Source organism: Saccharopolyspora erythraea, from assembly GCF_018141105.1.
GTDB classification, from domain to species: domain Bacteria; phylum Actinomycetota; class Actinomycetes; order Mycobacteriales; family Pseudonocardiaceae; genus Saccharopolyspora_D; species Saccharopolyspora_D erythraea_A.
In genome coordinates this window covers 324,260-349,570 of sequence record NZ_CP054839.1, presented here as the reverse complement: position 1 = coordinate 349,570, position 25,311 = coordinate 324,260, and the positions used below count along the sequence as shown (strand labels likewise).

24 protein-coding genes and 1 tRNA gene are annotated in these 25,311 nt (G+C 70.6%); 14 read left to right on the top strand and 11 right to left on the bottom strand.

Translation table 11 applies throughout. The features are described from left to right. Nucleotides 1–61: 61 nt before the first annotated feature. On the bottom strand, nt 62–361 hold the full coding sequence (locus tag HUO13_RS01655) for a WhiB family transcriptional regulator (RefSeq protein WP_211899748.1): 300 nt from the start codon (nt 359–361) through the stop codon (nt 62–64). A 322-nt stretch (nt 362–683) separates the two neighbouring features. Here HUO13_RS01655 and HUO13_RS01650 point away from each other — a divergent pair, with 322 nt between their 5' ends. Both HUO13_RS01650 and HUO13_RS01645 read left to right on the top strand, forming a co-directional pair. Continuing rightward, complete coding sequence (locus HUO13_RS01650; RefSeq protein ID WP_249125022.1) at nt 684–3,080, top strand: transglycosylase domain-containing protein; 2,397 nt, start codon at nt 684–686, stop codon at nt 3,078–3,080. 118 nt (nt 3,081–3,198) lie between these two features. Beyond that, nucleotides 3,199–3,978 carry a siderophore-interacting protein gene (locus tag HUO13_RS01645; RefSeq protein WP_211902590.1) on the top strand — a complete coding sequence of 260 codons (780 nt, stop codon included), beginning with the start codon at nt 3,199–3,201 and terminating at the stop codon, nt 3,976–3,978. Between the two features lie 66 nt (nt 3,979–4,044). On the opposite strand, the gene HUO13_RS01640 is transcribed toward HUO13_RS01645, so the two are convergent. Beyond that, nucleotides 4,045–4,515, bottom strand: a complete 471-nt coding sequence (locus tag HUO13_RS01640; RefSeq protein ID WP_211899747.1) for a GatB/YqeY domain-containing protein — start codon at nt 4,513–4,515, stop codon at nt 4,045–4,047. An 85-nt stretch (nt 4,516–4,600) separates the two neighbouring features. Here HUO13_RS01640 and HUO13_RS01635 point away from each other — a divergent pair, with 85 nt between their 5' ends. The 5 genes from HUO13_RS01635 to HUO13_RS01615 all read left to right on the top strand — a co-directional run bounded on the left by HUO13_RS01635 (nt 4,601) and on the right by HUO13_RS01615 (nt 8,843). After that, the gene (locus HUO13_RS01635) at nt 4,601–5,563 is read left to right on the top strand and encodes a metallophosphoesterase (RefSeq protein WP_211899746.1); all 963 of its coding nucleotides are present in this window, start codon (nt 4,601–4,603) and stop codon (nt 5,561–5,563) included. 50 nt (nt 5,564–5,613) lie between these two features. Continuing rightward, nucleotides 5,614–5,687: transfer RNA gene (locus tag HUO13_RS01630), tRNA-Pro, on the top strand. Between the two features lie 148 nt (nt 5,688–5,835). Beyond that, entirely contained in the window at nt 5,836–6,009 is a 174-nt protein-coding gene (locus tag HUO13_RS01625) for a DUF1737 domain-containing protein (RefSeq protein WP_211899745.1), read from the top strand. A gap of 119 nt (nt 6,010–6,128) precedes the next feature. Beyond that, nucleotides 6,129–6,944, top strand: a complete 816-nt coding sequence (locus HUO13_RS01620) for a class I SAM-dependent methyltransferase (protein ID WP_211899744.1) — start codon at nt 6,129–6,131, stop codon at nt 6,942–6,944. Between the two features lie 69 nt (nt 6,945–7,013). Continuing rightward, on the top strand, nt 7,014–8,843 hold the full coding sequence (locus tag HUO13_RS01615) for a S9 family peptidase (protein ID WP_211899743.1): 1,830 nt from the start codon (nt 7,014–7,016) through the stop codon (nt 8,841–8,843). Nucleotides 8,844–9,021: 178 nt separating this feature from the next. Here HUO13_RS01615 and HUO13_RS01610 read toward each other — a convergent pair whose 3' ends face one another. Further along, nucleotides 9,022–9,543 carry a DUF1059 domain-containing protein gene (locus tag HUO13_RS01610; RefSeq protein ID WP_211899742.1) on the bottom strand — a complete coding sequence of 174 codons (522 nt, stop codon included), beginning with the start codon at nt 9,541–9,543 and terminating at the stop codon, nt 9,022–9,024. A gap of 2 nt (nt 9,544–9,545) precedes the next feature. Beyond that, the gene (locus HUO13_RS01605; protein WP_211899741.1) at nt 9,546–10,202 is read right to left on the bottom strand and encodes a class I SAM-dependent methyltransferase; all 657 of its coding nucleotides are present in this window, start codon (nt 10,200–10,202) and stop codon (nt 9,546–9,548) included. Between the two features lie 159 nt (nt 10,203–10,361). Here HUO13_RS01605 and HUO13_RS01600 point away from each other — a divergent pair, with 159 nt between their 5' ends. Beyond that, on the top strand, nt 10,362–12,206 hold the full coding sequence (locus HUO13_RS01600) for a glycoside hydrolase family 35 protein (protein WP_249124386.1): 1,845 nt from the start codon (nt 10,362–10,364) through the stop codon (nt 12,204–12,206). A 121-nt stretch (nt 12,207–12,327) separates the two neighbouring features. Next, complete coding sequence (locus HUO13_RS01595; protein ID WP_211899740.1) at nt 12,328–12,735, top strand: hypothetical protein; 408 nt, start codon at nt 12,328–12,330, stop codon at nt 12,733–12,735. A gap of 22 nt (nt 12,736–12,757) precedes the next feature. Here HUO13_RS01595 and HUO13_RS01590 read toward each other — a convergent pair whose 3' ends face one another. Continuing rightward, nucleotides 12,758–13,261 carry a GNAT family N-acetyltransferase gene (locus HUO13_RS01590; protein ID WP_211899739.1) on the bottom strand — a complete coding sequence of 168 codons (504 nt, stop codon included), beginning with the start codon at nt 13,259–13,261 and terminating at the stop codon, nt 12,758–12,760. A 38-nt stretch (nt 13,262–13,299) separates the two neighbouring features. Between HUO13_RS01590 and HUO13_RS01585 the strand changes: the two genes are divergently transcribed. The 3 genes from HUO13_RS01585 (at nt 13,300) to HUO13_RS01575 (ending at nt 16,028) form a co-directional block, all read left to right on the top strand. Further along, nucleotides 13,300–13,863: a TetR/AcrR family transcriptional regulator gene (locus HUO13_RS01585; protein WP_211899738.1), complete on the top strand. Its 564-nt coding sequence runs from the start codon at nt 13,300–13,302 to the stop codon at nt 13,861–13,863. Between the two features lie 211 nt (nt 13,864–14,074). Continuing rightward, complete coding sequence (locus HUO13_RS01580; protein ID WP_211899737.1) at nt 14,075–14,560, top strand: Fur family transcriptional regulator; 486 nt, start codon at nt 14,075–14,077, stop codon at nt 14,558–14,560. 13 nt (nt 14,561–14,573) lie between these two features. Further along, complete coding sequence (locus tag HUO13_RS01575) at nt 14,574–16,028, top strand: catalase (RefSeq protein ID WP_211899736.1); 1,455 nt, start codon at nt 14,574–14,576, stop codon at nt 16,026–16,028. Nucleotides 16,029–16,131: 103 nt separating this feature from the next. On the opposite strand, the gene HUO13_RS01570 is transcribed toward HUO13_RS01575, so the two are convergent. Beyond that, complete coding sequence (locus HUO13_RS01570; protein ID WP_211899735.1) at nt 16,132–16,320, bottom strand: DUF397 domain-containing protein; 189 nt, start codon at nt 16,318–16,320, stop codon at nt 16,132–16,134. Continuing rightward, complete coding sequence (locus tag HUO13_RS01565; RefSeq protein ID WP_211902588.1) at nt 16,310–17,167, bottom strand: helix-turn-helix domain-containing protein; 858 nt, start codon at nt 17,165–17,167, stop codon at nt 16,310–16,312. The genes HUO13_RS01570 and HUO13_RS01565 overlap by 11 nt, the downstream gene beginning before the upstream one ends. Nucleotides 17,168–17,316: 149 nt before the next feature. On the opposite strand from HUO13_RS01565, the gene HUO13_RS01560 reads away from it, so the two are divergent. Beyond that, complete coding sequence (locus tag HUO13_RS01560; RefSeq protein ID WP_211899734.1) at nt 17,317–17,562, top strand: zinc finger protein; 246 nt, start codon at nt 17,317–17,319, stop codon at nt 17,560–17,562. Nucleotides 17,563–17,919: 357 nt separating this feature from the next. Here HUO13_RS01560 and HUO13_RS01555 read toward each other — a convergent pair whose 3' ends face one another. The 4 genes from HUO13_RS01555 to HUO13_RS01540 all read right to left on the bottom strand — a co-directional run bounded on the left by HUO13_RS01555 (nt 17,920) and on the right by HUO13_RS01540 (nt 23,609). Further along, a complete protein-coding gene (locus HUO13_RS01555; RefSeq protein ID WP_249125020.1) occupies nt 17,920–18,510 on the bottom strand; it encodes a DUF3800 domain-containing protein in 591 nt (196 codons plus the stop codon). A 128-nt stretch (nt 18,511–18,638) separates the two neighbouring features. Next, on the bottom strand, nt 18,639–20,105 hold the full coding sequence (locus tag HUO13_RS01550) for a dynamin family protein (protein WP_211899732.1): 1,467 nt from the start codon (nt 20,103–20,105) through the stop codon (nt 18,639–18,641). Next, the gene (locus HUO13_RS01545; RefSeq protein WP_211899731.1) at nt 20,102–21,913 is read right to left on the bottom strand and encodes a dynamin family protein; all 1,812 of its coding nucleotides are present in this window, start codon (nt 21,911–21,913) and stop codon (nt 20,102–20,104) included. Before HUO13_RS01545 ends, HUO13_RS01550 begins: the two co-directional genes overlap by 4 nt. Before the next feature lie 226 nt (nt 21,914–22,139). Beyond that, entirely contained in the window at nt 22,140–23,609 is a 1,470-nt protein-coding gene (locus tag HUO13_RS01540; protein ID WP_211899730.1) for an IniB N-terminal domain-containing protein, read from the bottom strand. A 280-nt stretch (nt 23,610–23,889) separates the two neighbouring features. Between HUO13_RS01540 and HUO13_RS01535 the strand changes: the two genes are divergently transcribed. Continuing rightward, complete coding sequence (locus tag HUO13_RS01535) at nt 23,890–25,281, top strand: Hsp70 family protein (RefSeq protein ID WP_249124385.1); 1,392 nt, start codon at nt 23,890–23,892, stop codon at nt 25,279–25,281. Nucleotides 25,282–25,311 lie beyond the last annotated feature (30 nt).

The following is a 25,311-nucleotide window of genomic DNA, read 5'->3' as shown; positions in this document are numbered from 1 at the left end:
ATGGAGGCTTGACCGGGAAAACCGTGAATAACGGGAAATACCGGTCCGCCTCGGTGAGCGGTCAGCTCACCTGGTACTCCTCGAAATCGGCGTAGTTCTGGCGGGCGGCTTCGAGCAATTCCCGCCAGTTGCGGACGTCGGGACGCCTGCGCAGCAGCGCGCGCCGCTCCCGCTCGGTCATTCCACCCCAGACCCCGAATTCGATCTTGTTGTCGAGCGCCTCACCGAGGCACTCCGTGCGGACCGGGCACCCGAAGCAGACCATGCGTGCCTTGCGCTGCTCGGCGCCCCGTACGAACAACTGGTCCGGATTCTCGTCGCGGCAAGCTGCCTGAATCCGCCAGTCCCCCTGCTCGAACATAGAGTTCCCCCAGCTCCTCACTGGATCGTCGGCGACCGTATTTCGTCCGGAGCCCCCCGGCACCGGATGTCGGGGCCCGCGCGGAGCGCGTGCCACAACAGTGCTGTCGCTGGACGTGGACGAACTGTAGAGCCCGGCGGTTCCACAACCAATCAATGGTTGTCGCTCCGTTATCTTTGAAACTCATCACATCGGGCGGATATCCCGCGTGACGCTGAGTCACGACCCGGCCTCGCCTTACGCTGAGCGGGTGCGAGTCCGGGATGGCGTGCTGAAGCTTTTCGGCCTGTGTGTGCTGGCCGGCGTGCTTGTGGCCGGCCTGATGTTTCCGGTGGCGGGATCACTCGGAGTGGTCTCGAACCGCGCGAGCGACGCTGTCAACAACATCTCCGCGGAGCTCATGAGCCAGGATCCGCCCCTGGTGACCACGGTCACAGACCGGGCGGGAGCCCCCATCGCCTACCTCTTCGACCAGAACCGCACCCCCGCGGCACCCGACGAGATCGCCGACACGATGAAGGCCGCGATCATCGCGATCGAGGACCGCCGGTTCTACGACCACCGCGGCGTGGACTGGGCGGGCACCGTGCGAGCCGCGCTGACCAACCAGATGTCCGGCGAGATCGCCCAGGGCGGTTCGACGCTGACCCAGCAGTACGTGAAGAACTACCAGGTCCACGTGGTCGCCGCGGGAGACCCGGTCAAGCAGGCCAAGGCCATCGAGCAGACCCCGGCGCGCAAGCTGCGCGAGATCCGCATCGCCCTGCAGCTCGAACGCCGGCTCGGCAAGGAGCAGCTGCTGGCCCGCTACCTCAACGTGGTGCCCTTCGGGAACCAGGCCTACGGCGTGGCCGCGGCGGCCCGCACCTACTTCAACACCACGCCGGACCAGCTGACCATCGCCCAGGCCGCGCTGCTGGCGGGCATGGTCAACAGCCCGAGTGCGCTGAACCCGGAGAACAACCCCGCCGAGGCGCTGGGCCGCCGCAACCTGGTGATCGACGCGATGCTGGCGCAGCACCGCATCACCCCGGAGGCCGCCGAGGAGGCCCGCACCTCGCCACTCGGGCTGGCCCGGCCGCTGAAGGGCATCCCCAACGGCTGCATCGGAGCCGGGCCGTCCGACGGGTTCTTCTGCCAGTACGTGATCGACTACCTCGGCCGCTCCGGTTTCACCGAGGACCAGCTCAAGCGCGGCGGCTACACCATCCGCACCACGCTCGACCACAAGGCGACCGCGGCGGCCAAGGCCGCCGCCGAGCGGCACGTGCCGAAGAAGACCAAGGGCATCGCCAACGTCATGAGCGTGGTGGAGCCGGGCAAGGAGAAGCACCGGGTGCGGGCGCTGGTCGCCAACCGCGACTTCGGCCTCGACGGCACCAAGGGCGAGACCGCCTACGCGCTGCCCAGCGGCATCGCCAAGTTCGGCGCCGGGTCGGTGTACAAGGTCTTCACCGCCGCCGCGGCACTGGAACGCGGCATGGGAATCCAGACCGTCATCCCCTCGCCACCGAACTACACCTCGCGGGTCTACAAGAACGGCACCGCGCCCTACACCGTCGGCAACGCCGAAGGCGTGACACCCGGTCCGCGCACCCTGCAGAAGGCGCTGGCGACCTCGCCGAACACCGCGTTCGTCGCGTTGCAGGAGCGGGTCGGGCTGGCCGAGACCGTCGACATGGCGGCCCGGCTCGGCATGCGCCAGACGCTGCTGGCCGCCGACAAGGCGGGCGACCCGGTGCCCGAGGGCGGCACGGTGCAGACCCAGGGCGAGTGGATGAAGCAGGCCAACATCGGCGCGTTCACCCTCGGCTTCGCCCCGACCAGCCCGCTGGAGCTGAGCAACGTGGCGGCCACCATCATCAGCGGCGGCACCTGGTGCCCGCCGACGCCGATCGAGCAGATCCTGGACCGCCACGGCAACCCCGTCTCCATCACCGAGGACTCCTGCGAGCAGGCCGTCGACGAGGCCCTGGCCAACGCGCTGGCGGTCGGCATGAGCCTGGACGACAAGCCGGGCGGCACCGCCGCGGCGGCGGCCAGCGGTGCGGGGTGGACGCGGCCGATGCTCGGCAAGACCGGTACCACCGAGGCCCACCAGTCGGCCAGCTTCCTGGGGGCGACACCGCAGTTCGCGGGGGCGGTGCTCACCTTCAGCGACGGCACCTCGCCGCAGGGCATCTGCGACAGCACGCCGCCCACCCTGTGCGGGGCCAACGGCGGCAACATCTACGGCGGCAAGGTGCCCGCGCGCACCTGGTACGACGCGATGAACGGCGTGCACGAGGGTCTGCCCGTCGTCCCGCTGCCGCCGACGGCCAAGCGCTACGAGACCGGCGGCAGCGAGGCGCAGGTGCCCAACGTCGTCGGCCACACCGCGGAGCGGGCGACCGAGATCCTGCGGAAGGCCGGTTACCGGGTGCAGGAGAAGTCGGTCAACAGCCAGCGCAAGCAGGGCACCGTGACCAGCCAGACCCCGCGCGGGTTCGCGCTGCCGGGGGAGCTGGTGACGATCTCGATCAGCACCGGGTACGTGCCGCCGCCGTCGGTGGAGACACCGCCCCCGCTGCCGCCTCCCGGACGGGGAGAGCCCGGTCGTTCGGGGGAGCCGGGCTTCCCCGAGCAGCCGGGGCAACCGGGGCGGCCCGGCGAGCAGTGGCTACCGGGCCTGCCCGGTCTGCCGGGAGGACGCCCCGGCGAGCCCGGAGCACCGGGGTAGCCGGGCATACCGCTTGATCGCGAGCGGCCGGGCCGTGGACCGCACTGGTCCACGGCCCGGCCGCTTCTGCGTACCGGGCCGCTGAGCGGGGCACTTACACTCGGCGGACGTGACGAGCATGCACACGAGCACGCGGCGGGCGCGGTCCCGGTACCGGCTGCTGGACGTCCGGGCGACCGAGCGGATCACTCCCCGGATGGTGCGCGTCACCCTCGGCGGCGATGAGCTCGCCGACTTCGTCAGCAGCGGCAGCGACCAGCGCATCAAGCTCTGCCTGCCCCAGCCGGGGCAGCCGACACCGCTGGGCCGCGACCGCGCCGAGGTCTTCGCGCTGCCCAGGGAGCAGCAGCCCAAGCAGCGCACCTACACCGTGCGCTGGTTCAGCGCGCAACGGCTGGAGCTGGCGATCGACTTCGTCGTGCACGACCACGAGGGCCCCGGCAGCACGTGGGCCTCGCGGGTGCGGCCGGGCGAGCAGATCGTGGCGGTCGGGCCCAGCCCGTCCTACGAGCCGAACCCGGAGGCCGACCGGCTGGTGCTCGCCGGGGACGAGACGGCGCTGCCCGCCATGGCCGCGATCCTGGAGGAGCTGCCCGCGGAGGCGAGGGTCCGGGTGTTCGCCGAGGTTGCCGACGCCGCGGAGCGCCAGGACATCGCGTCGGCGGCCGACGTGGAGTGGACCTGGCTGCACCGCGACGGCGTCCCGGCGGGCGAGAGCGACCTGCTCGTGGAGGCGGTCCGGTCCGCCGACCTCGGCCCGGTGCCGTACGTGTGGGTCGGCGCGGAGGCCGACGCGGTCCAGGCGCTGCGCGAGCACTGCCAGCGCGCCCTCGGCCTGGACCGCCGCCGGGTGTACGCCCTGGCCTACTGGCGCCGCGGCGGCGCCGCGACCTCGTAGGCGGGGCATCGCGCCTGGCCGAGAACGCCGGGCGGCCCCTGGGGGCACCCGGCGTCGTGCGGTGGGTCAGCCCGCGAGAGCGGACTTCACCAGCGGGGCGACGCGCCCGCCCTCGGCGCGGCCCGCGACCTTGGCGTTGACCGCCTTCATCACCTGGCCCATCTGCTTCATGCCCGGCTTCTCGCCGAGCTCGGCGGTCAGCTCGGCCACGGTGTCCTGCACGAGCTGCGCGAGCTCGGCGTCGTCGAGCTGCTTGGGCAGGTAGCGGCGCAGGATCTCGCCCTCGGCGCGCTCGGCGGCGGCCTGGTCGTCCCGGCCCGCCGCGGCGAAGGCCTCGGCCGACTCGTCGCGCTTCTTGGCCTCCTTGCCCAGGACGCGCAGCACCTCCTCGTCGGTGAGCTCCCGCGCCTGCTTGCCGGAGACCTCCTCGACGTTGACGGCGGCCAGCGCCATCCGCAGGACACCGGTGACGGTGTTGTCGCGTTCCTTCATGGCGGCGGTCAGGTCCGCCCGCAGTTTGCTCTTGAGCTCGGCCATGCGCTGATTATCCCGGTCGCGGCGATGTGTTTTCCCGGCGAGCCCGCACATTCGCCGACGGCCGGTTCGCCGTAGGGTTGGCAGGGTGAACACGCTGGCAAGGATCCTGCTGACCGGCGGCGCGCTGGGCGCCGCGACCTTCGGCTACGCGGCCGGGATCGAGCGGCGGCACTGGACGCTGCGCCACGTCACGCTTCCGGTGCTGGCCGAGGGCGCGCCGCGGATGCGCGTGCTGCACGTCTCCGATCTGCACATGATGCCCAACCAGCACTCGAAGCAGCGCTGGGTGGCCGCGCTGGACGAGCTCGAGCCCGACCTGGTCGTCAACACCGGCGACAACCTGGCCCACCCGCAGGCGGTGCCCGCCGCGCTGCGCGCGCTCGGCCCGCTGCTGGACCGGCCGGGCGTGTTCGTCTTCGGCAGCAACGACTACTACGGCCCGAAGCCGAAGAACTGGGCCCGCTACCTGATGCCCTCGGCCAAGCAGAAGCGCGTCCACGGCGTGCCGCTGCCGTGGCGGGACCTGCGCGCGGCGATGACCGAGCGCGGCTGGGTCGACGTGACCCACCAGCGGCACGGGCTCGACGTCGCGGGCGTTCGAATGCACGTGGCCGGGCTGGACGACCCGCACCTGCACCGAGACAAGTACTCCAAGATCGCCGGCGCGGTCCCGTCGGACACCCACCTCAACCTCGGCGTGACCCACTCGCCGGAGCCGCGCGTGCTCGACGCGTTCGCCGACGACGGCTACGACCTGGTGCTCGCCGGGCACACCCACGGCGGCCAGCTGCGGCTGCCCGGCTACGGCGCCCTGGTGACCAACTGCGAGCTGGACCGATCGCGGGCGCGCGGCGCCTCGACGTGGGGCGAGCACATGCGGCTGCACGTCTCGGCGGGCCTGGGCACCTCGCCCTACGCGCCGGTGCGGTTCGCCTGCCCGCCGGAGGCGACGCTGCTGACGCTGGTCCCCCGGTCGCAGGAACTGCGCGCGACCAGCATGAACACCTTGGGCGGGGCCCCCTTCGGAGCGGGTTCGAACGTCCGCTAGACTTTGCTGCGGCGGTCGGACAGGTACCCGATAAGTCCTCCGCCGGAGATCGGGGTGTGGCGCAGCTTGGGAGCGCGCTTCGTTCGGGTCGAAGAGGTCGTGGGTTCAAATCCCGCCACCCCGACAATCGAGTGGCCTCGGCCGGATTCGTCCGGCCGGGGCCACTCGGCTTTCCGGGGTCTTCTGCCCCTGTCTCGCGGGCGCTTCTCGGTGTGGAAGAACCACCGCACGCTGAGGGCTGCCGGGTGGCGCCGCTGGTTAGGCTGCTCGCCATGGAACGGCTGCGCTACCGCTTCATCACCGGCCCCGACGACGCCGAGTTCTGCCGTCGGATCAGCGCGCTGCTGGGAGAGGGGTACGTGCTCCACGGATCGCCGGCTCTGACCTACGACGGTGAGCGCGTGATCGCCGGACAGGCGCTGATCCTCCCGTCCGACGCGGACTGACCTGTCGGGCTACTCGCCCGCCCCAGCCGGGATGGGGGCACAGCCCGCACTGCGCCCTGCCCAGAACCCGCGCGGAACTCGCGGGCGCTTTTCACCGTGATCTGGGGCACGATGAGGCCATGACCGACGTGCAGGAACGGCTCGAACTCCGCGACCGGATGTACGGCGAGAACGACCTCAGCAAGCTGGAGCTGTTCGCCGGCGGCTACCTCAACTTCGGGTACTGGCGCGACATCGACGCCCGCGGCGGCCTGACCGTCGAGCACCGGGTGGCCAGCCAGGAGGCGATGTACCGGCTCGTCGCCGACGCCGTCGGCATCCGCGACGGGGACCGCGTGCTGGACGTCGGCTGCGGGCGGGGCAAGGGCACCGCGCTGGTCGCCGAGGAGTACCCGGTGCGCGAGATCTACGGCTCGGATCTGCTGGAGGTGCAGGTCGACCGGGCCAAGAACGCCAACGCGGCGGCGATCGCGGCGATGCCCGGCAGGCTGCACTACGTCGCCGGGGCGGCGTCGCGGCTCCCGCTGCCCGAGCGGTCGATGCACAGGGTCTTCTCCGTCGAGGCCGCGCAGCACTTCGAGGACATCCCGGGCTTCGCCGCCGAGGCGCACCGCGTGCTGGCGCCGTCGGGCGTGCTGGCCGTGGCGACGTTCTTCGCGACCGCGGCGGGCCGGGGACCGGCGCTGGCCGACCGGCTGGACACCTTCGCCTCCGGTGTCGACCTGGCCACCGGCGTGGAGGAGTTCCGCGGGACGCTCGCGGCGGCCGGCTTCGCCGGCGTCACCTCCGAGAGCATCGGCGAGCACGTCTTCCCCGGCCTCGACCGCTGGCTGGCCCGCACCTCCTACGCAAGCACCTGGGCGCGTGAATGGCTCGGCTGCTACCGCGACGGACTCGTGGACTATTACCTGATCACCGCCACCCGAGCGGGTTGATATCACCCGACCGTGGCATTAAACGCCCACTCCTCCGGCTGACGCCGGATATCGGGCAGGATCGCAGGGGTGAGCACCTACCCCGCCGCCAAAGTCCCGGAAAAGCTCTTCGAAGACCCCGCCGCCGAGCAGCGCTGGCGAGCCCGGTTCAGCGCGCCGCGGGTGTCGCTGCCCGACTGGGCGCGCGACGCTCCGCAGCGCAGCCTGTACGTGTCCAACGTCAGCGGGACCTGGGAGATCTACGCGTGGGACCGCGAACGCGACACCCACCGCCAGGTCACCGACCGCCCGAACGGCACCTTCCACGGCACGCTGTCGGCCGACGGCGAGCACATCTGGTGGTTCAGCGACACCGACGGCGACGAGTTCGGCAGCTGGGTGGTGCAGCCGTTCGGCTCGGACTCGCACGAGTCCGCCCTTCCCGGCACCCACCCCGGCTACCCGTCCGGGCTGGAGCTGGGTGCCAAGGTGCGCGGCGTGGCCATGTCCACCGACGACGGGGTGACCGTCTGGATCGCCCGCGACGGCGGCGCGCCGGAGGTCATCTACCAGCACGAGCAGGACGGCGGGCTCTCCGCGCTGTCGTGGGACGAGACCGTGCTGGTCATCTCGCACTCCGAGCACGGCGACAGCCGCCACCCCGCGCTGCGGGTGCTGCGCGTCGACGGCTCGGCGGTCGCCGAGAAGTGGGACGGCCCGGGCAAGGGCCTGGAGGCGCTGGACTTCGCGCCGGTCGCCGGTGACCAGCGGCTGCTGGTGCTGCACGAGCGCCGCGGCCGCGAGGAGCTGCTGATCTGGGACGTCGAGTCCGACACCGAGACCGAGATCACCCTGGACCTGCCCGGCGAGGTGTCGGCCGACTGGTACCCGGACGGCAGCGCGCTGCTGATCGCGCACACCCACCACGCGCGCACGACCATGCACCGCTACGACATCGCCTCCCGCACGCTCACCGACCTGCCCACCCCGGCCGGGACGGTCGGTGGCGCGGCGGTGCGCCCGGACGGTTCGGTGGAGTACTCGTGGTCGTCGGCGGCGACGCCGTCGCTGGTGCGGTCGCTGTCGGCCGGAGGCGAGGACCGGGTGCTGCTGTCGCCGCCGGGCGAGCGCGCACCGGGATCGCAGCCGGTGACAGACGTGTTCGTCGAGGTGCCCTACGGGCCGAACGACACCGTCCACGCGCTGGTCTCGCGGCCGGAGGGCGACGGGCCGGTGCCGACCGTGTTCAACCTGCACGGCGGTCCGCACGCGGCGGACGAGGACCGCTTCTCCGCCTACCGGGCGGCCTGGCTGGACGCGGGCTTCGCCGTCGTGGAGATCAACTACCGGGGGTCCACCGGCTACGGCTCGGCCTGGCGGGACGCCATCGAGGGCCGTCCGGGACTGACCGAGCTGGAGGACGTGGCACGCGTCCAGGACTGGGCTTTCCGGGAGGGCCTGACCACGCCGGAGCTCAGCGTCGTCGCGGGCGCGTCGTGGGGCGGCTACCTGACGCTGCTGGCGATGGGCACCCAGCCGGAGCGCTGGGCGGGCGGCGTGGCCGGGGTGCCGGTCGCCGACTACGTCTCGGCCTACGCCGACGAGATGGAACCGCTGCGCGCCTACGACCGCGCCCTGTTCGGGGGCTCGCCGGACGATGTCCCGGACACCTACCGCGACTGCTCGCCGATCACCTACGTCGACCAGGTCCGCGCGCCGGTCCTGGTCCTGGCCGGCGACAACGACCCGCGCTGCCCCATCCAGCAGATCCTCAACTACCTGGACCGCCTGGCCGACCGCGACGTCCCCTTCGAGTTCTACCGCTACGACGCGGGCCACGGCTCCCTGGTCATCGCCGAAACCCTCCGCCAGGTGTCAGCGGAGATCGCCTTCGCGCGGAATGTCGTCGGAAGGCCCTGATGGGCCTTCCGACGGCGCTCCGCGCCATCCGGCCGAAGGTCGGATGACAGAGTCGGAACTCTGACAGCCCGGTGGGGCGCCCTGGACCCCAAGGCGCCCCACCGCGGGCACGTATTGCATCCGTCCTCCGGACGGATGGTGCGAAGCACCACTGAAAGCCCCATCTGGGGCTTTCAGCTCACAACTTCTCCGCTCGGACGACGTCGAGGTTGTGGAACGTCGGTTCGCCGTCGCAGAGGTCCCGCATCCTGCGGGAGAGCGTCTCGGTTTCCGGTAGCGCGGAGTTGCGCATCGCCTCGTCGTAGGACGGGAACTCGACGAACTCGTAGTAGCTGTTGGGCTGTTCGTGGTCGGCGGCGAGCACGGCGCGGCTCGCGGTCCGCTTGCCGCCGGTGGCCTTCTCCCACTCGTCGATCAGCTGGTTCATCTCGTCCCGCTTGGTGGTCCGGAACTCGATGAGCTGCACGAAGTTCATCCCGTTCCCGGCCGGGGCTCCCGCTCCTGCCTCGGCCGCGGCCGGGGCCTCGTCCTCGAGGAGGCGGCGGATGTCGTCGCGCAGCTCGGGCGTGTCGTCGTGGCCGTGCACCGAGATCGCGTGCTCCGCGGCGGCCCGCACGACTTCGTCCTCCTCACCGCTGATGGTCAGCGTGCAGTTCATCTCGCTCGGGTAGTTGCGGCAGTCGGCCACTTTCCTGGTCATGATCACTCCTGTTCCCCGCTGAGCCACCTCAGCTCGCGCTGGTACTGCGGGTCCGGATGGGATGCGACGCCCTCGACCAGCGGTGCCCGCAGGTGCGCGGACGGCCAGAACCACTCGGCGCGGCGCAGCACGAGCCCGGCGCGGTGCATCCCCTGCAGCACCTCGTGGTTGAAGTGGCACCGTCCGCTGCCGCGCATGATCTCGTCGGCCCGGTCCTGGGCGTTCCCGACGATGCCGCTCGCCCGGGTGTGTTCGAGGAACACCAGGTGCCCGTTCGGCCGCAGCACGCGCCCGATCTCCGCGAGCGTCTGCTCGGGTTTCGCCGCCCGGCACAGCGAGAACCGCAGCACCACCACGTCGAAGGCGTTCTGCGGGAAGCGCAGGGTGTCGAGCTCGCCGTCCTCGACCTCCGCGCCGGGGAGCCGCAGGGACTTCGCGCGTTCGCACGCCGGTCCGGTCGCTCCGGCAAGCGCCAGCGTGCAGGCGTTGCGGTAGTCGGTCAGGTCGTCGACGTCGTGCGCACCGATGTCGAGCACGCGGCCGCCTGCGATCCTGCGCACCTGGGCGCGCAGACATCGCCGCGGGTCGTCGGGAACCGTGATTCCATCGCGCCGGTAATGGCAGACGAGCGTGGTGCCGCGAGTGGTGCTCGACGTCATAGCTCAAGCGTCGATGGCCGGGTGGGTTGACCCAAAGAGACTTCCGGCCCATGTTCGGCCGATCGGCGGACCGTTCTCCTGGCCTGGACGCCGATACTCATTCTGCGTGAATTCGCGCGAAACGACTAGGTTTCAAGCAACTCTGCGAAAGGACGGAGCATGGCTCGCTTCAGTCGCCGAGGTTTTCTGGGAGCGGTCGCGCTGGGGAGCGCGGCGACCATGGCCGGGACCAACCGGGTGCTCGCCCAGGCCGGTGAGCCCTCCGGGCTGACCGTGCGCGGCAACGAGTTCCTGCTCGACGGCGAGCCGTTCCGCATCATCGCCGGCGAGATGCACTACTTCCGCACCCATCCCGACCAGTGGCGCGATCGGCTGGACAGGATGCGGGCGCTGGGTCTGAACTCCGTCGACACCTACGTCGCGTGGAACTTCCACGAGCCGCGGCGCGGGGAGGTCGACTTCACCGGCTGGCGAGACCTCGTCCGGTTCGTCGAGACGGCGGCGGAGGCCGGACTCAAGGTGATCATCCGCCCTGGCCCGTACATCTGCGCGGAATGGGACTTCGGCGGCCTGCCCGCGTGGCTGCTGGAGTCCGGGAACCTGCCGCTGCGGTGCAGCGACCCCGCCTACACCGAGCTGACGCTGCGGTGGTTCGACGAGCTGCTGCCGCGCCTCGCGCCGTTGCAGGCGACCAAGGGCGGTCCGGTGCTGGCGTTCCAGGTGGAGAACGAGTACGGCAGCTATGGCAACGACCAGACGCACCTGGAACAGCTGAAGGCGGGCATGCGGGAACGCGGCATCGACAGCCTGCTGTTCTGCTCCAACGGGCCGGCGGACTACATGCTGCGCGGCGGGAACCTGCCGGACACGCTCGCGACGGTCAACTTCGCCGGTGACCCGACCGACCCGTTCAAGGCGCTGCGCGAGTACCAGCCGGAGGGACCGCTGTGGTGCACCGAGTTCTGGGACGGCTGGTTCGACCACTGGGGCGAGGAGCACCACACGACAGATCCGGTCGAGACCGCCGGCAACGTCGACAAGATGCTGGCGGCCGGCGCGTCGGTGTCGCTCTACATGGCAGTCGGCGGCACGAACTTCGGCTGGTGGGCCGGTGCCAACTACGACACCTCCAAGGACCAGTACCAGCCGACGATCACCAGCTACGACTACGACTCCCCGATCGGCGAGGCAGGCGAGCTGACCGAGAAGTTCCAGCGCATCCGCGAGGTAATCGCCAAGTACGCCCCGGTTCCCGAGCAGCCGCTGCCCGCACGACCGCCTCGGCTGCGGCCGCAGACCGTGCGGCCGGAGGCGACCGCCGGGCTGCTGGAGTCGCTCGACGTCCTCAGCTCGCCGGTGCGCAGCGCGACTCCGGCGCACATGGAGAAGTTCGGCCAGGCCCACGGCCTGATCCACTACCGGACCACGATCCAGGGCCCGCGCCAGACGGCCGGACTGCGTGTGTCCGGGCTCGCCGACCGCGCGCTGGTCTTCAGCGATGGCGCGTACCTCGGCGCGCTGGACCGCAACGCCCCGGACGTGACGATCGACCTCGCCGTCCCCGGCCGGACCGGGCGGCTGGACCTGCTCGTCGACACCGGCGGACGGGTCAACTTCGGGCACCAGCTCAGCGACCCGAAGGGCATCACCGACCGGGTGCTGCTCGGCGCGCAGGCCCTCCACGGCTGGGAGGTCCGGCCGCTGCCGCTGGACGACCTCTCCGGGCTGCGGTTCGGCGGCGGGTCGTCGGCCGGGCCGGTGTTCCACCGCGCGCGGATGTCGATCGCCGAACCGGCGGACGGGTTCCTGGCGCTTCCGGGCTGGGAGAAGGGGATGATCTGGCTCAACGGCTTCCTGCTCGGCCGGTACTGGTCGGTCGGCCCGCAGGTCACCCTCTACGCTCCGAGTCCACTGTGGAGGAGGGGCGAGAACGAGATCGTGGCGCTGGAGATGCACAAGGCCGGGCAGAACATCGAACTGCGCTCCGAGCCCGACCTCGGCTAGCCCACCCGCACCGGCCCTGGCCAGGGTTGCCGGTCGCCCTCGGCCAGGGGACCGGGGAGGTCCTGTTGCCCGCTACCCCGAAGTACGGGCTGCCCAGACCTCGCCCGGTTAGGCTCAACCGATGATCAACGTCTTGGCCGGAGTCGTCGGCGCGCTGCTGGGTTTCTCGGGCGCCCTGCTCGGAGCCTGGATCAAGAGCAGGGGCGAGCACCGCAAGTGGCTGCGCGACCAGAAGCTTGCCGGGGCTGCCGAGATGGTCAGCGCGGGCACCAACATCTACGAGTTCCGCAGCGGCAGCAAGGCCTGGCTCGAATCTTTCGAACCGAGCGAGTTGCGCGAGTGGCAGTCACAGCTGCAGAGGGGCCGCGCGGCCATCCACCTGCTGTGCACCCGGGAAACCCGCGATCGTGCGGACGCCTTCGTGAGGTCGTGCTGGCACGCCGAGGACGACGAGGAGAACTTGACCGAGGCCACCCAGGCACTGCGTGCGTTCACCGCTTCGCTCCGCAAGGAGGTCGGCAGCGACTGACCCGCCGGGGCCGAAGCGGCTCCTAGAGGTCGAGGTCGTAGCGGGCCTCGGTCAGGTCGTGGCCCCACTGCCGGACCGGGTGCTGTTCCGTGCGGCGGAATCCGGCCTCGGTGTAGAGCCGGGCGGCGGCGTCCAGGCCGTCCACCGTCCAGAGCTTGACCTGCGCGTACCCCCTGCTTCGCGCGTGGTCGAGCAAGGTGCGCAGCAGCTCGCGTCCGAGCCCCGTGCCGCGCGCCGACGGCGCGACCAGGAACCAGCGGAGCTGGGCCACGCCGCCGCCTTCGTCGGTGAGCGCGACCGTGCCGACCGGGTCGTCGCCGCGCTCGGCGACCCAGAGAACCCCCGGGGCCGCCCCGGTGTCGCGGGCGTCGCCGAGCGCCGCCGCGAACGCCGCGAGGCCGCGTGCGACGTGCGCCTCGAAGCGCTCGTCGAAGCCGTGCTCGCGTGCGTAGAGCTGACCGTGCATGGCCAGCACGGTGCCCAGGTCTCCCGGCCGCGGGCCGGTGCGGATCTCGATGCCGCCCATGCGCCCTCCTGAAACAGTTGTTTCAGTACGATAGCCGGATGACCCGCACCGACGAAAGCCGCCGTCGCCGAGAACTGCTGTCCAAGCTGCTGGAGTACTCGGCCGACCACGGCCTGTCCGAGGTGTCGCTGCGCCCGCTGTCCGCAGCCGTCGGGTCGAGCCCGCGCATGCTGCTGTACTTCTTCGGCTCCAAGGAGGGCCTGGTCCGCGAGGTGCACCGGCACGCCCGCGAGGTCCAGCTCGCACTCCTCTCCGACGCGCTCGGCGACAAGCTCGCGGCCGGCTCCCGCGCCGACGCGCTCCGCGCGCTGTGGGAGTGGCTGAGCGATCCCGCGCACCACAACGTCGTGCGGTTCTTCTTCGAGAGCTACGCCCGCTCCCTGCACGCGCGCGAGGACGCATGGGAGGGCTTCGGCGAGACCAGCGTCCGGGAGTGGCTGCCGCACATCCGGCGAGCCCTCGGCTCCTCGGACGCGGAGGCGACGCTCGTGCTCGCCGCGCTACGCGGTCTGATGCTCGACCTGCTTGCCACCGGCGACGCCGAACGGGTGCACGCGGGCTTCGAGTCGCTGGTCGCCGGGCTGCCGGTCGAGCCGGCCTGACCGGGGGCGCCCCGATCATCCCGGGACGCCTCCCGCCGGACCAGCTCCCACTCCCGTCGGCCGCCGCTGCCGGGAACCCACTGGGTGGTCCGCACCACTCCCCGTCCCGCCGTCCGTGTCGGCGGTCATCGCACCTTCGAGCACTTGTTTTGACCCGTTCAGGTTCTTATCTTGACTAGTTCCAATCTAGCCGTGGCATACTGGCGTCGCCATGAACCCGGAAGCGACTCCCGACAGCAGCGACCGCGGCGCCCGCGACGTGCGTGAACGCCTGCACGACGCCGGTCTGCGCGTCACCGGGCCACGGCTCGCGGCGCTCACGTGGCTGCGGGGCCATCCGCACTCGACCGCCGACCAGGTGGCGAGCGCGGTGCGCCGGGAGCTCGGGTCGGTGTCGACCCAGGCCGTCTACGACGTCCTGAACGCCTGCACCGACGCGGGCCTGCTCCGCCGCATCGAACCGGCCGGTCACCCGGCGAGGTTCGAGACCCGGACCGCGGACAACCACCACCACCTGGTCTGCCGCCGGTGCGGGCGGGCCGAGGACGTCGACTGCGTCCACGGCGCCGCGCCGTGCATGAGCCCGTCGTCGACCGCCGGCTACGCGGTGGACGAGGCCGAAGTCGTCTTCTGGGGACTGTGTCCCGACTGTCAGGCTCCCGCGCCGGAGCCGACTGACCCGCACACCCACCACTAGGGAGGCAACGCTCGTGAGTTCGGCACGTTTCACGACGACCAACGCAGGCATCCCGGTCGGGAGCGACGACCACTCGCTGTCCGCAGGCGCCAACGGGCCGCTCCTGCTCCAGGACCACTACCTGATCGAGAAGAACGCGCAGTTCAACCGCGAGCGCGTGCCGGAGCGCGTGGTGCACGCCAAGGGCGGCGGCGCCTTCGGCTTCTTCGAGGTCACCGAGGACGTCAGCCAGTTCACCAAGGCCGCCGTGTTCCAGCCCGGAACCCGGACCGAGGCCCTGATCCGGTTCTCCTCCGTCGCGGGCGAGCTGGGCTCCCCCGACACCTGGCGCGACCCGCGGGGCACCGCGATCAAGTTCTACACCTCCGAGGGCAACTACGACCTCGTGGGCAACAACACCCCGGTGTTCTTCATCCGCGACGCGATCAAGTTCCCGGACTTCATCCGCTCGCAGAAGCGCCGCGCCGACAACCACCTGCGCGACCACGACATGCAGTGGGACTTCTGGACGAACTGCCCGGAGTCGGCGCACCAGGTGACCTGGCTGATGGGCGACCGAGGCATCCCGAGGACCTGGCGCCACATGAACCTCTACGGTTCGCACACCTTCATGTGGCAGAACGCGGGCGGCGAGAAGTTCTGGGTCAAGTACCACTTCAGGACCGAGCAGGGCCACGACTTCCTCACCCAGGCCGAGGCCGACCAGCTCGCGGGCACCGACGCCGACCACCACATCCGCGACCTGTGGAACACCATCAAGGCGGGCGAGAACCCGGAGTGGACGCTGTACGTGCAGGTCATGCCGTACGCCGACGCCGCGGACTACCGGTTCAATCCGTTCGACCTGACCAAGGTGTGGCCGCACGGCGACTACCCGCTGATCAAGGTCGGCCGGTTCGTGCTGAACCGCAACCCGGAGAACTACTTCGCCCAGATCGAGCAGGCAGCGTTCGAGCCGTCGAACCTGGTGCCGGGCATCGGCCCGTCGCCGGACAAGATGCTGCAGGGCAGGCTGTTCTCCTACCCGGACGCGCACCGCTACCGCATCGGCACCAACTACGCGGAGCTGCCGGTCAACCGCCCGGTCTCGGAGGTCAACAGCTACTCCAAGGACGGCGCGATGCGGTTCGGCAACACCCAGGACCCGGTGTACGCGCCGAACTCCTACGGCGGCCCGCACGCCGACGCCGAGCGCTTCGGCGACGACGTGGCCCCGGCCAACATCGAGCAGGAGATCCTGCGCACCGCCTACACGCTGCACTCCGAGGACGACGACTTCGGGCAGCCGGGCGCCATGGTGCGCAACGTGTTCAGCGACGAGGAGCGCGCCCGCTTCGTCGACAACGTCGCGGGGCACCTCAACGGCGGCGTGAGCGCGCCAGTGCTGGAGCGCGCCCTGGCATACTGGCGCAACGTCGACAAGGCCACCGGCGATCGGATCGCCGAGAAGGTCCAGGCCGCCGGCTGACGTCACGGACGCGGGCGACCTGCCGCTGACTGCGGCAACCCACCACACACCGTGCGGCCCGGGAACTCGGTTCCCGGGTCGCACGGCCGTTTTCAGGTACCGGTCAGCGGTCGAACCGCCCGGCCTTCACGGCGTCTACGAACGCCGACCACTGCGCCCGGCTGGTCGTGAAGTATCCGGCAGGCCGGTCCTTGCTGTCCCGCACCGCCGCCCCGGCAGCCGACCCGCCGACCTCGACGCAGTTGCCGTTCGGCTGACTACGACTCGACTTCCGCCAGTTCTCAGGCTTCATTGCGCAACTCCTTCAGGATCTCCGTGATGCGTTCGGTTGTTTCGGCGGGGCTCATCGCGACTCGGCGGATGTCATCCACGGCACGCTGGTACGCCCGCACGTCATCAGCGTCGGGAACGAACGCTCCCGAACTGAAGTGTTCGAAGTGGACGACCGAGGGCGCGTCCGGGAAGTCGTACAGCACGAACGGACCGGCAAGACCCGGGTGCCATCCAATGCGCGGCGGCACGACCTGGACCGTCACGTTGTCGTGCAGACCGAGGTCGAGCAGGTATCGCAGCTGCTCCTCCATCACCTCGGGTTCGCCGATCTTGTCGCACAGGGCGTCTTCACCGATCAGAGCCAGGAACCGCACGGGTTCTCTGCGCGTCAACACCTCGCGCCGCGCGATGCGGAGCATGACCCTCTGCTCGACATCGGCCGTCGCCAGACCGCTCGCCTTCGAGATCGTCCTGGCGTAGTCGGCGGTCTGCAACAGCCCTGGCAGGCCCATCGGCGCCCACTCGACGATCGAGGAGGCCGCGCGTTCGCACTCGACCGCTCCGGCGAGTTGCTGCGGAATCCCGGGCATGCCAACGGTGAGCCAGTTCGGTTCGCTGGCGTGGCGGGCGAGTTCGACGACTCGCTGCTTCTCGTCGCCGGTGATCCCGGCGGCGGTGAGCAGCGATGCGACGTCTTCCGGCGTCGGGACGCGACGGCCCGTCTCCCAGTGCGAGACCGTGCCGTGGCTGAGTCCCAGCCGTTTGCTCAGCTCCCTGCCGCTGACTCCAGAGCGTTCCCTGATCGACCGGATTGCGGCCGAAAGCGCTCGGGCTCGTGGCGTCACGCCGTTGGTGTCTACAGGCACGAGACAAATCGTAGCCGCGCTGACCTGCGTTTTAGTTCGCCCGATCGTGGAATTGATCAGTTGTCTACTAGACGGCAAGCTGTCTACAGCAACTGATCGACCGGCCGATTCAAACGCCCGACTACGGGCCGACCGTACTGGCGGTAGCGATGCTTCCCTTCCACTGGGTTCCCTGCGATGGCGCGCGGCATGCGAGCCGGGACACCCGCCCCGCCGGTGGCTATCCCACCGGCAAGGAAGTGAAGACGCTGTGCGGCCGGGAAATGACGGCCGACAACTCGCAACACGCCTGGTTCTGGGGCACCTGCACCGACTGCAACCGCGAAGCGCACCGCCTGGCCGCATCCCGCCAGGAAGCCCAGGCTCGGGCGCAGAAGTGCTTGCGCCGCAAGTAGGTCCACGCGGAGAGCCACCCACCCAGTCCCTGCTCGACATCGCTGCGCCCGACGAGGGGCGTCGAGCCGCGCGGCCGATCGGTGTACTTCCTCCCCGTATCGCCGACCGGCCGCATCCGAACCACCGCGGCCGATCAGTGGCCACCGCCGGCGGTCGCGTTCCGGGCCGGAGCCCGAGGGGCTGGTCCAACGGGTGAGGCAGCCCCGTGATGCGTTGACCGCTATCCGCGAGTCCTGTTCAATGGAGGTCAGGCCGGTGACAAGAGCCCCAGGGGGGTTCTCCTCCTACGAGGGGTAGCCGGCCTCTCACTTTCCCCAGGGCGTGAAGCACGTGACGATGGAGTCCGCGATCATGTCCTAGTAGCGGACCTCGTCCTTCTCCATCTTCCGCTGAACTGCCCAGGCCGCGTAGTCGGCGACCTGCAGGCCCCACGACGTCGGGGCGGGCCAGTGGCACAGATGAACGTCCCGCCCGCAAGGACCCTGCACCTGGCACACGTCATGGAGCGCCGACTCGAACGCCTTCTTCCGCGCGTTGGTGCCGAGGGTGGCCGCAACGACGAACAGGCGGTCACAGGGATCGGCAACGCGGAGAGCACTGTTCTTGAAGTGCTGGTACCAGGCCATCTTGTAGAGGTACACCTCGCCTGCCTGGCGGACGTGGTCGTAGGCGTTGCGCTTGTACAGCATGGTCGCGTCAAGGCGCCAACCCTGTCCCGCGATCAGGCTGAAGACCTCTTTGCGCGTTGGGTGGCTGTCGTCCGTGGCGTGGAAGAAGCCCTTCTTCAACGGAACACCGCGGGCGTGGAGCTCGGTGCGGAGCATGAGGGCCTCGTTCAGCGCCTGGCCGTGGTGTCGGGTCACCGCCGTGGCGATGCCGAAGAACCGTGATGCTCCTTCGTGCTGCTGGTAGTCGAGATTGCCGGTTTCGTCGGCATACATGTACACGTCGGCCAAAGCGGTCCCTCGCCGGTCATCGAGTGTGGTCGACGGTACTGGCGAAGTGGATCTCCGCTGTACCGACCAGCCCGGTGTTCACGCGTGCGGAGCACCAGTAGATTGGTCGGTTCGCCGCGTCAGCCCCGCATCTGCGAGGCGATGAGCCGCTCGCAGCTGCGGACGACCGTCCGCACCGCTTCGCGGTGCGGACGGTCGTGCAGGGGGTTCACGGCCTGCTCGCGCCAGCGCGCGAGGGTGGCCGCCGCTTCGTCGGCGAGGTCGGCCTCCATGGCGTTCTCGTCGCCGCCCAGCCTGCTGCGCGGGTCGTGGCCGTAGGCGCCGAGCATGCGGTGGGCCTCGGACTGCAGCGAACGCGGGAACCGCACCTGCCCCGACGCCAGGGAGGAGAGCAGCCGCAGCTCGTCCCACTCGTGCGCGGCATTGACCATCAGGTGTTCGAACTCGCCGAGCAGGCGCTGGACGCCCGGGCGGGGGTTCGCGCGCAGCACCATGTCGACGGCCAGCAGGATGGAGCGCGCCCGCAGGGCGTCCTGGCGCTCGACGAACTGCAGGTGCACCGCCTCCTGCAGGTCGTTGAGCCTGCTGTCCTCCAGCAGCGCGGTGCGCAGGCCCTTCAGGTCGGTGACGCTGCCGTCGCGCAGGCACGTCATCGCGCGGGCGATGCCGTAGCGGCCGAAGCGCTCCAGCAGCTTCGCCCGCCCCGCCGCGGGGACCGACTCGGGCGCGGTGCTGTTGGCGAACCGGTCGGCCGACAGCAGCAGCGCCTCCAGATCTGCCTGCGACAGCCGGGCGAGGCCGACGAACGAGGCGAACTCCTCCGCCGTCATCGTCGACGCCGCCTGTCCGAGGAGCCCCACGACGGGGATCACGTGCTGTGAGAAGGACCGCACGGTCGGGTCGTCGCGGTAGCGCTGCGCGATGCGCTCCGCGGCGTCGAGTGCGTCGACACCGCCGCTGCCGGTCTCGTCGGCGCGGGAGAACGCGATGATCGTGTTGATCGGCGCGTAGCGGGCGATCTGCAGCTCGTGCACCGACTGCAGGAACTGCAGGTCCGTCTGGTGCGGATGCCTGGTCAGGTACAGCACCGCGTCGGCTTCCGACAGGATCTGCGCCAGCGCGGAGCGCCCGGTCTCCTGCACCGCCGACGACGCGACCCCCGGCGTCTCGATCAGCGTGATCGCCTGCAGCCCCGGCGACGGCGACTCGATCACCAGTCGCGTCACCTCGTCGGGCCGCCACCGCTGGAGGTCGCGGATGGTGCTGGTGTCCAGCGACGGCACCGGCACGTTCTGCACGGCCCCGCTCGGGGTGTGCACGAGCACCTTCGGCTCGGGCCCGTACTGGTAGAAGGTGCTGACCTGGGTCCGCTCCTCGGCGTCGGTGGGCGCCAGCTCCTCCCCGACCAGGGCGTTGATCAGCGTCGACTTGCCGGACTTGACGCGGCCGCTGACGGCGATGCGCAGCGGCTGGTCGAGTCGCTCCATCCGGCCGCGCAGCCAGGTGGAGGTCCGCGTGTCGTCGCGGTAGAAGGTCATCGCGCGCACCATGAGTGCGCGGGCGTGCTCGAGCAGTCGTGCGCTCATGCGGCGGTGATCCGGTTCTGGGTCAGCAGGCTGGCGCGCTGGCGCAGCACGGCCAGCTCCTCCAGCTTCTTCTTGATCTCACGCGCGCGCCGGTCGCGGTCGACGGCGCTGCGCTCGGCGGAGCGCTTGATGTTCTGGATCTCCCGGCTGACCTCCATCTGCGCCTCCTCGGTGAGCTGGGTGAAGTGCTCGTGCAGCCTGCGGTGCACGCCGCGGATCGCGTCCTTGGCCTCCTTGTTCACCTGGAAGACCAAGTGCTCGACGTAGCGCTGCACCGACGCCCGGGCCTCGGTCTGGCGGCGCCGCAGCCGGGAGTCCTTCTCCTCCTTGAGGCTCTTGCTGCCCAGCAGCAGACCCGCCGAGATCGACACCACGTTCATCAGCGGCAGCCCCGCCATGGTGGTGATCAGACCGAACATCAGCACACCACCGTAGGAGCCGCGCAGACTGGTCAGCACCTGGTCCAGCCCCGGGTAGTCGGAGCTCTTGGGCTCCTTCGGCTTCGGCACCGCGTCGAACGGGTCGGGCGGCCGGATCCGCTCCACGTCGGGCAGCGAGTCGCCGTACTCGCGGCGCAGCTCGTCGGCGACCTGCTCGGCGAGCCGCTCCCGGCGCATGTCCAGCCACTCGAAGGTCTGCACGATCGCGTCCGTCAGCCGCTCGTTGAGCCAGTCGATGAACTCGTCCCAGACCTCCTTCGGGTCGGCCTCGTCGAAGGTCTCGTTGACCTGGTGCATCACCGCCCAGCTGCGCTCGCGGAAGTCGAACTCGATGTCGGCGAACAGCTCGGAGATGCCGTCCGACAGCGTCTTCTGCCAGCGGCCCGCCATCCGCCGCAGGTCCTCGGCGCGCCGCTGCGCCGTCTCCAGCTCGACCAGCGTCTCGGCGGCGGTGCGCGGGTTCTGCGCGGCGAGCTCGGCCTTCAGCGACGTGGTGAGCTGGTTGATGACCTCGGCGAGGTTGTGGGCGACCAGCCTGCGGGTGAGCTGGGCGTGCTTGCCCGCCATCTCGTTGCGCAGGTACTCCAGCAGCGCCGGGAAACCGGACTCGGCGTTGAGCTGGCCGTCCTTGGCCTGCATCGCGCGCATCCGCACGACCGACGACACCGGGAAGATCTTGGTGGTGATGCCCGCGTTGGCCAGGTGCTTGCGGTTGACCTCCATGACCCGGCGCCAGTGCGGGGTGACGTCGATCTTGGGCTGCACCACGGCGACGTTCGGGCACAGCGCCGTGACCTGCTTGAGGAAGGCCAGCTCGCTGGTGGTCAGCTCCTGGGTGGCGTCGGAGACCATCAGCAGCGCGTCGGCCTCGGCGGCGACCGCCAGCGTCGTGGTCGTCAGGGTGGAGGACACGCTGCCCACGCCGGGGGTGTCCATCAGCACCAGGCCGTCTTCCAGCACCGCTCGCGGCAGGCCGACCTCGCCGCGGGTCAGGGGGCGGCCGAGCTCGACGGCGCGGTCGAGGTTCTCGCGGATGCGCTCGATGGGCACGGGGTGGCGTTCCAGCGCGGCCGGACCGCGGGCCGGTTCGTGCTCGACGAGCATCGCGCTCGGTTCGTCGGCGTGGCGCACCAGGGTCGGCACGACGGTCGTGACGTCCTCGCCGGAGGCGCACACCGGGGCGTTGACGATCGCGTTGACCAGCTCGCTCTTGCCCTGCTTGGACTCACCGACGATCAGCACGAGCTGAGCGGGGTCGAGCACCCGCGTGCGGATCTGCCGCAGGCGGCCGTGCAGGTCCGCGCGCTGCTGCTCGGCGCACTCGGCAGTAGCGCGATCGATCAGTTCAACCAGCGCCGTCTCGATCACGGCGGTTATTGTGGCGTGCCGAGCCGAGAAGAGAAACCCGAACGGGTGAAGTCGTCCCGCGACGCGCATGTGTTACACGCGCGGGCGCCGGCAAATCTGCTGCTGAGCAGCGGCACCAGTGCGGGGGGGTGCGGCCGCCGGGATTGGAGTCACTTGTTCCCGGCAGGCGGAATGCCGGGCCCGCGTGAATTCGCAGACCCGGCATTCCCGGCATTCAAGCCTAATTTCAGAGCAGGCCGTCCAGCGGCAGGGCCGAGGTGGCCTCGCCCGCGATCTGCTCGACGGCGCCACCGGCGACCGGGCCGACGACCGGCAGGTCGCTCGGGGCCGGCAGGTGCGAGGTGACGTCGTTGACCGGCAGGGCCGAGGTCACGTCGTCGACCGGCAGGTTCGAGGTCACGTCGTCGACCGGCAGGGCCGAGGTCACGCCACCGACGGTGTCGGTCACGCCGCCCACGGTGTCGGCCACGTCGTCGACCGGCAGGGCGCCCGCGACGTCGTCGACCGGCAGCTCACCGGCGACGCCACCCACGACCGGCAGCGCGGACGGGTCGGAGATCGCCGGGGCCACGTCACCGACGACCGGGAGGCCACCGGTCACGCCGCCGGCCAGGTCGGTCACGCCACCGACGGTGCCGGCCACGTCGCCCACGACGGGCAGCTCACCGGAGCCCGCGGCACCGGCCACGTCACCCACGACCGGCAGGCCACCGGCCACGCCACCGACGGTGCCGGCCACGTCGCCCACGACGGGCAGCTCACCGGAGCCCGCGGCACCGGCCACGTCACCCACGACCGGCAGGTCGCCCGCCACGCCACCGACGGTGTTGGCCACGCCACCCACGACGGGCAGGTCGCCGGCGACACCGGTCACGTTGCCCGCGACGTCGGTCACGTCGCCACCGGTCAGGTCGCCCGCGACGTTGGTCACGTCGCCCACGACGTTGGTGACCTCGTTGACCGGCTGGATGTTGACGTCGCCACCGATGAGCGCGGAGCCCGCACCGGCGACCAGGTCGCCACCCATGTCGACGCTGTTGTCGACGGTGTTGGTGACCTGCGAGACCGAGCCGTAGGCCACGTCGCCGACGGTGCCGACCACGGTGTTGGCGGTGTCGCCCACGACGTCACCGACGACGTTGCCGACAGCGGCGATGTTGCCGATGTTGTTGTCGCTCGCGATGTGGTGAACGCTGATCAGGTTGTGCGAGTCGTTCTGCTCGATGTCGACGTTGACGTCGCCACCCTTGGACTCGGGCGCGGGCTGGGGCATCAGCTTGTCGACGTCGCCGCCCTGGGAGAAGTCGGGGGCCTGCGGGGAGGAGTTGTGCAGCATGGTGAGTTCTTCCTGCTCGAGTGGGTGTACGGGATGCAGTTGGTTGATCGCGACGTGCTGGGTGCTCGCAGCGAACTTCTCGACGCTGCTCTGGAGTGAGCGGTCGTACTCCTGCACGACCTCGACCGGCGCGTAGTCGAGCACCAGTGAGGCGGCTTGCAGCACGTCCGTCGCGGTCATGCCCCCGAGTCCAGCCTGATCCAGCGTGGCGTGCGGATCGGTGTCGAAGGCCGACCTGGCTGCCGGGTCACTGACCAGCCTGGTCAGGAACTCGTGCAGCGTCGGCTGGTCGGCTTCGAATTGCGTCCCGGGACTGGAAGCGAAGGTTTCGGCACGACCTTCCGGCTGAGAGTGCGGCATGTCGTTCTCCTCAGCGGATCGGTTGCGGACGACCGAGTGAGGTCCTGCGTCGCCCTCACTGCCGTTGATCACGCTATGGCCCCCGGCACCCCCGGGCCATCGGGTCAGACGCCTAGTTAGTCGAGACACTATTAGGGGATCGGCCTAGTGACCCGTTAGGGGATCGATGGCAACATTCGGTACCGCTCTGTAACCGAGCGCGCGTTAAATTGTGTCCGCCCCGGACACCCACCGGCTCGCCTGAGCCGGATGGCCGAAGGGAGACAGCCGAAGGGAATGCATGCCGTACGTCCTTGGGATCCATCTCGGTGCCACTGCGACCTCGGCCGCGATCGCGCGGCGCGAGGGCGGGCGGTGGGCCGCGGCGGCCCCGGTTCCGCTCGGCAGCGGTAGCGCGGGCGTCCCGACGGTGCTCTGCCGGGCGCAGGACGGCTCGTACCTGGCAGGCGAGCAGGCGCAGCGCCAGGAGCTCACCCACCACCAGTGGGTGGCCCGCGGCTTCACCCGGCGGGTCGGCGAGGACGCGCCGCTGCTGGTCGGCAACGACTTCGTCCAGCCGCACGCGCTGGCCGCGACCATGATCGAGTGGGTGGCCGACGCCGTCGCGCACCGCCAGGGCCATCCTCCCGAGCACATCGCCGTCGCCCACAGCGCGAACTGGGGACCGCACCGGACCCACGTCGTGCACCAGGCGCTGGCGCAGCTCGGCATCAGCGACGTGACGCTGCTGCCGGAACCGGTGGCGGTGGCCATGGACTACGCGAGCAAGCAGCGCGTCGAGGAAGGAGGCGCGATCGCCGTCGGCAACATCGGCGGCACCGGCTTCGACGCGACCGTGCTGCGCAGGCGCACCCCCGGCTTCGAGGTCGTCGGGCCGCCACTGGACTCGCCCCACCCGGGCGGCCAGGACCTCGACGACGCGCTCTTCGAGCACATCCGCGCCGAGCTGGGCGGCCTCGCCGGACTCGACGTCAGCGACTTCAACGTCCGCGCCTCGCTCGCGCAGCTGCGCGGCGACTGCGTCCACGCACGGGAGACGCTGTCGTTCCACCCCGGGGCGACGCTGCGCATCCACCTGCCGAAGGCCAACACCGACTTCGCGGTCTCGCGCTCGCGCTTCGAGAAGCTGGCCAGGACGCACCTGGAGCGGGTGCCCGAGCTGGTCCTGCAGGCGGTGCAGTCGGCCAACCTCACGCCGGGAGAGCTCGACGCGGTCGTCCTCGCGGGCGGGGTCGCGCGCACCCCGCTGCTGAAGCAGCTCGTCCAGGAGCGGCTGGAGCGCCAGCCGCTGGTCGACGGCGTCCCCGAACTGGTCGCGGCGTGCGGCGCGGCGGTGTCGGCGGTGAAGGCGGTGTCGACCGACGGCGACCAGGCCGCTTCGATGGCCGAGACCAGCGTGCTGATGCGGATCGAGGCGCCCGACCACGACCCGAACCTGCTCGACCCGCTCGACGACGACGTGGCCGAGAGCCCCCGCCCGCCGGTGGAGGTGGAGCCGATGCACATCGAGCCCCCGGACGAGAGGCGGCAGCGGCTCTTCAAGATCCTCAAGTTGACCTTGGCCGCGCTGCTGGTCATCGCAGGGTTGATCATGACCTTCTACGGCACGCCGAGCACCGGCGGCCTGCTCGGCGGCGCGGGCGGCCCCGCTTCCCAGCAACAGCAGCGGTAGCCCCGCGGCCCGCCGGCGAGCACGACAACT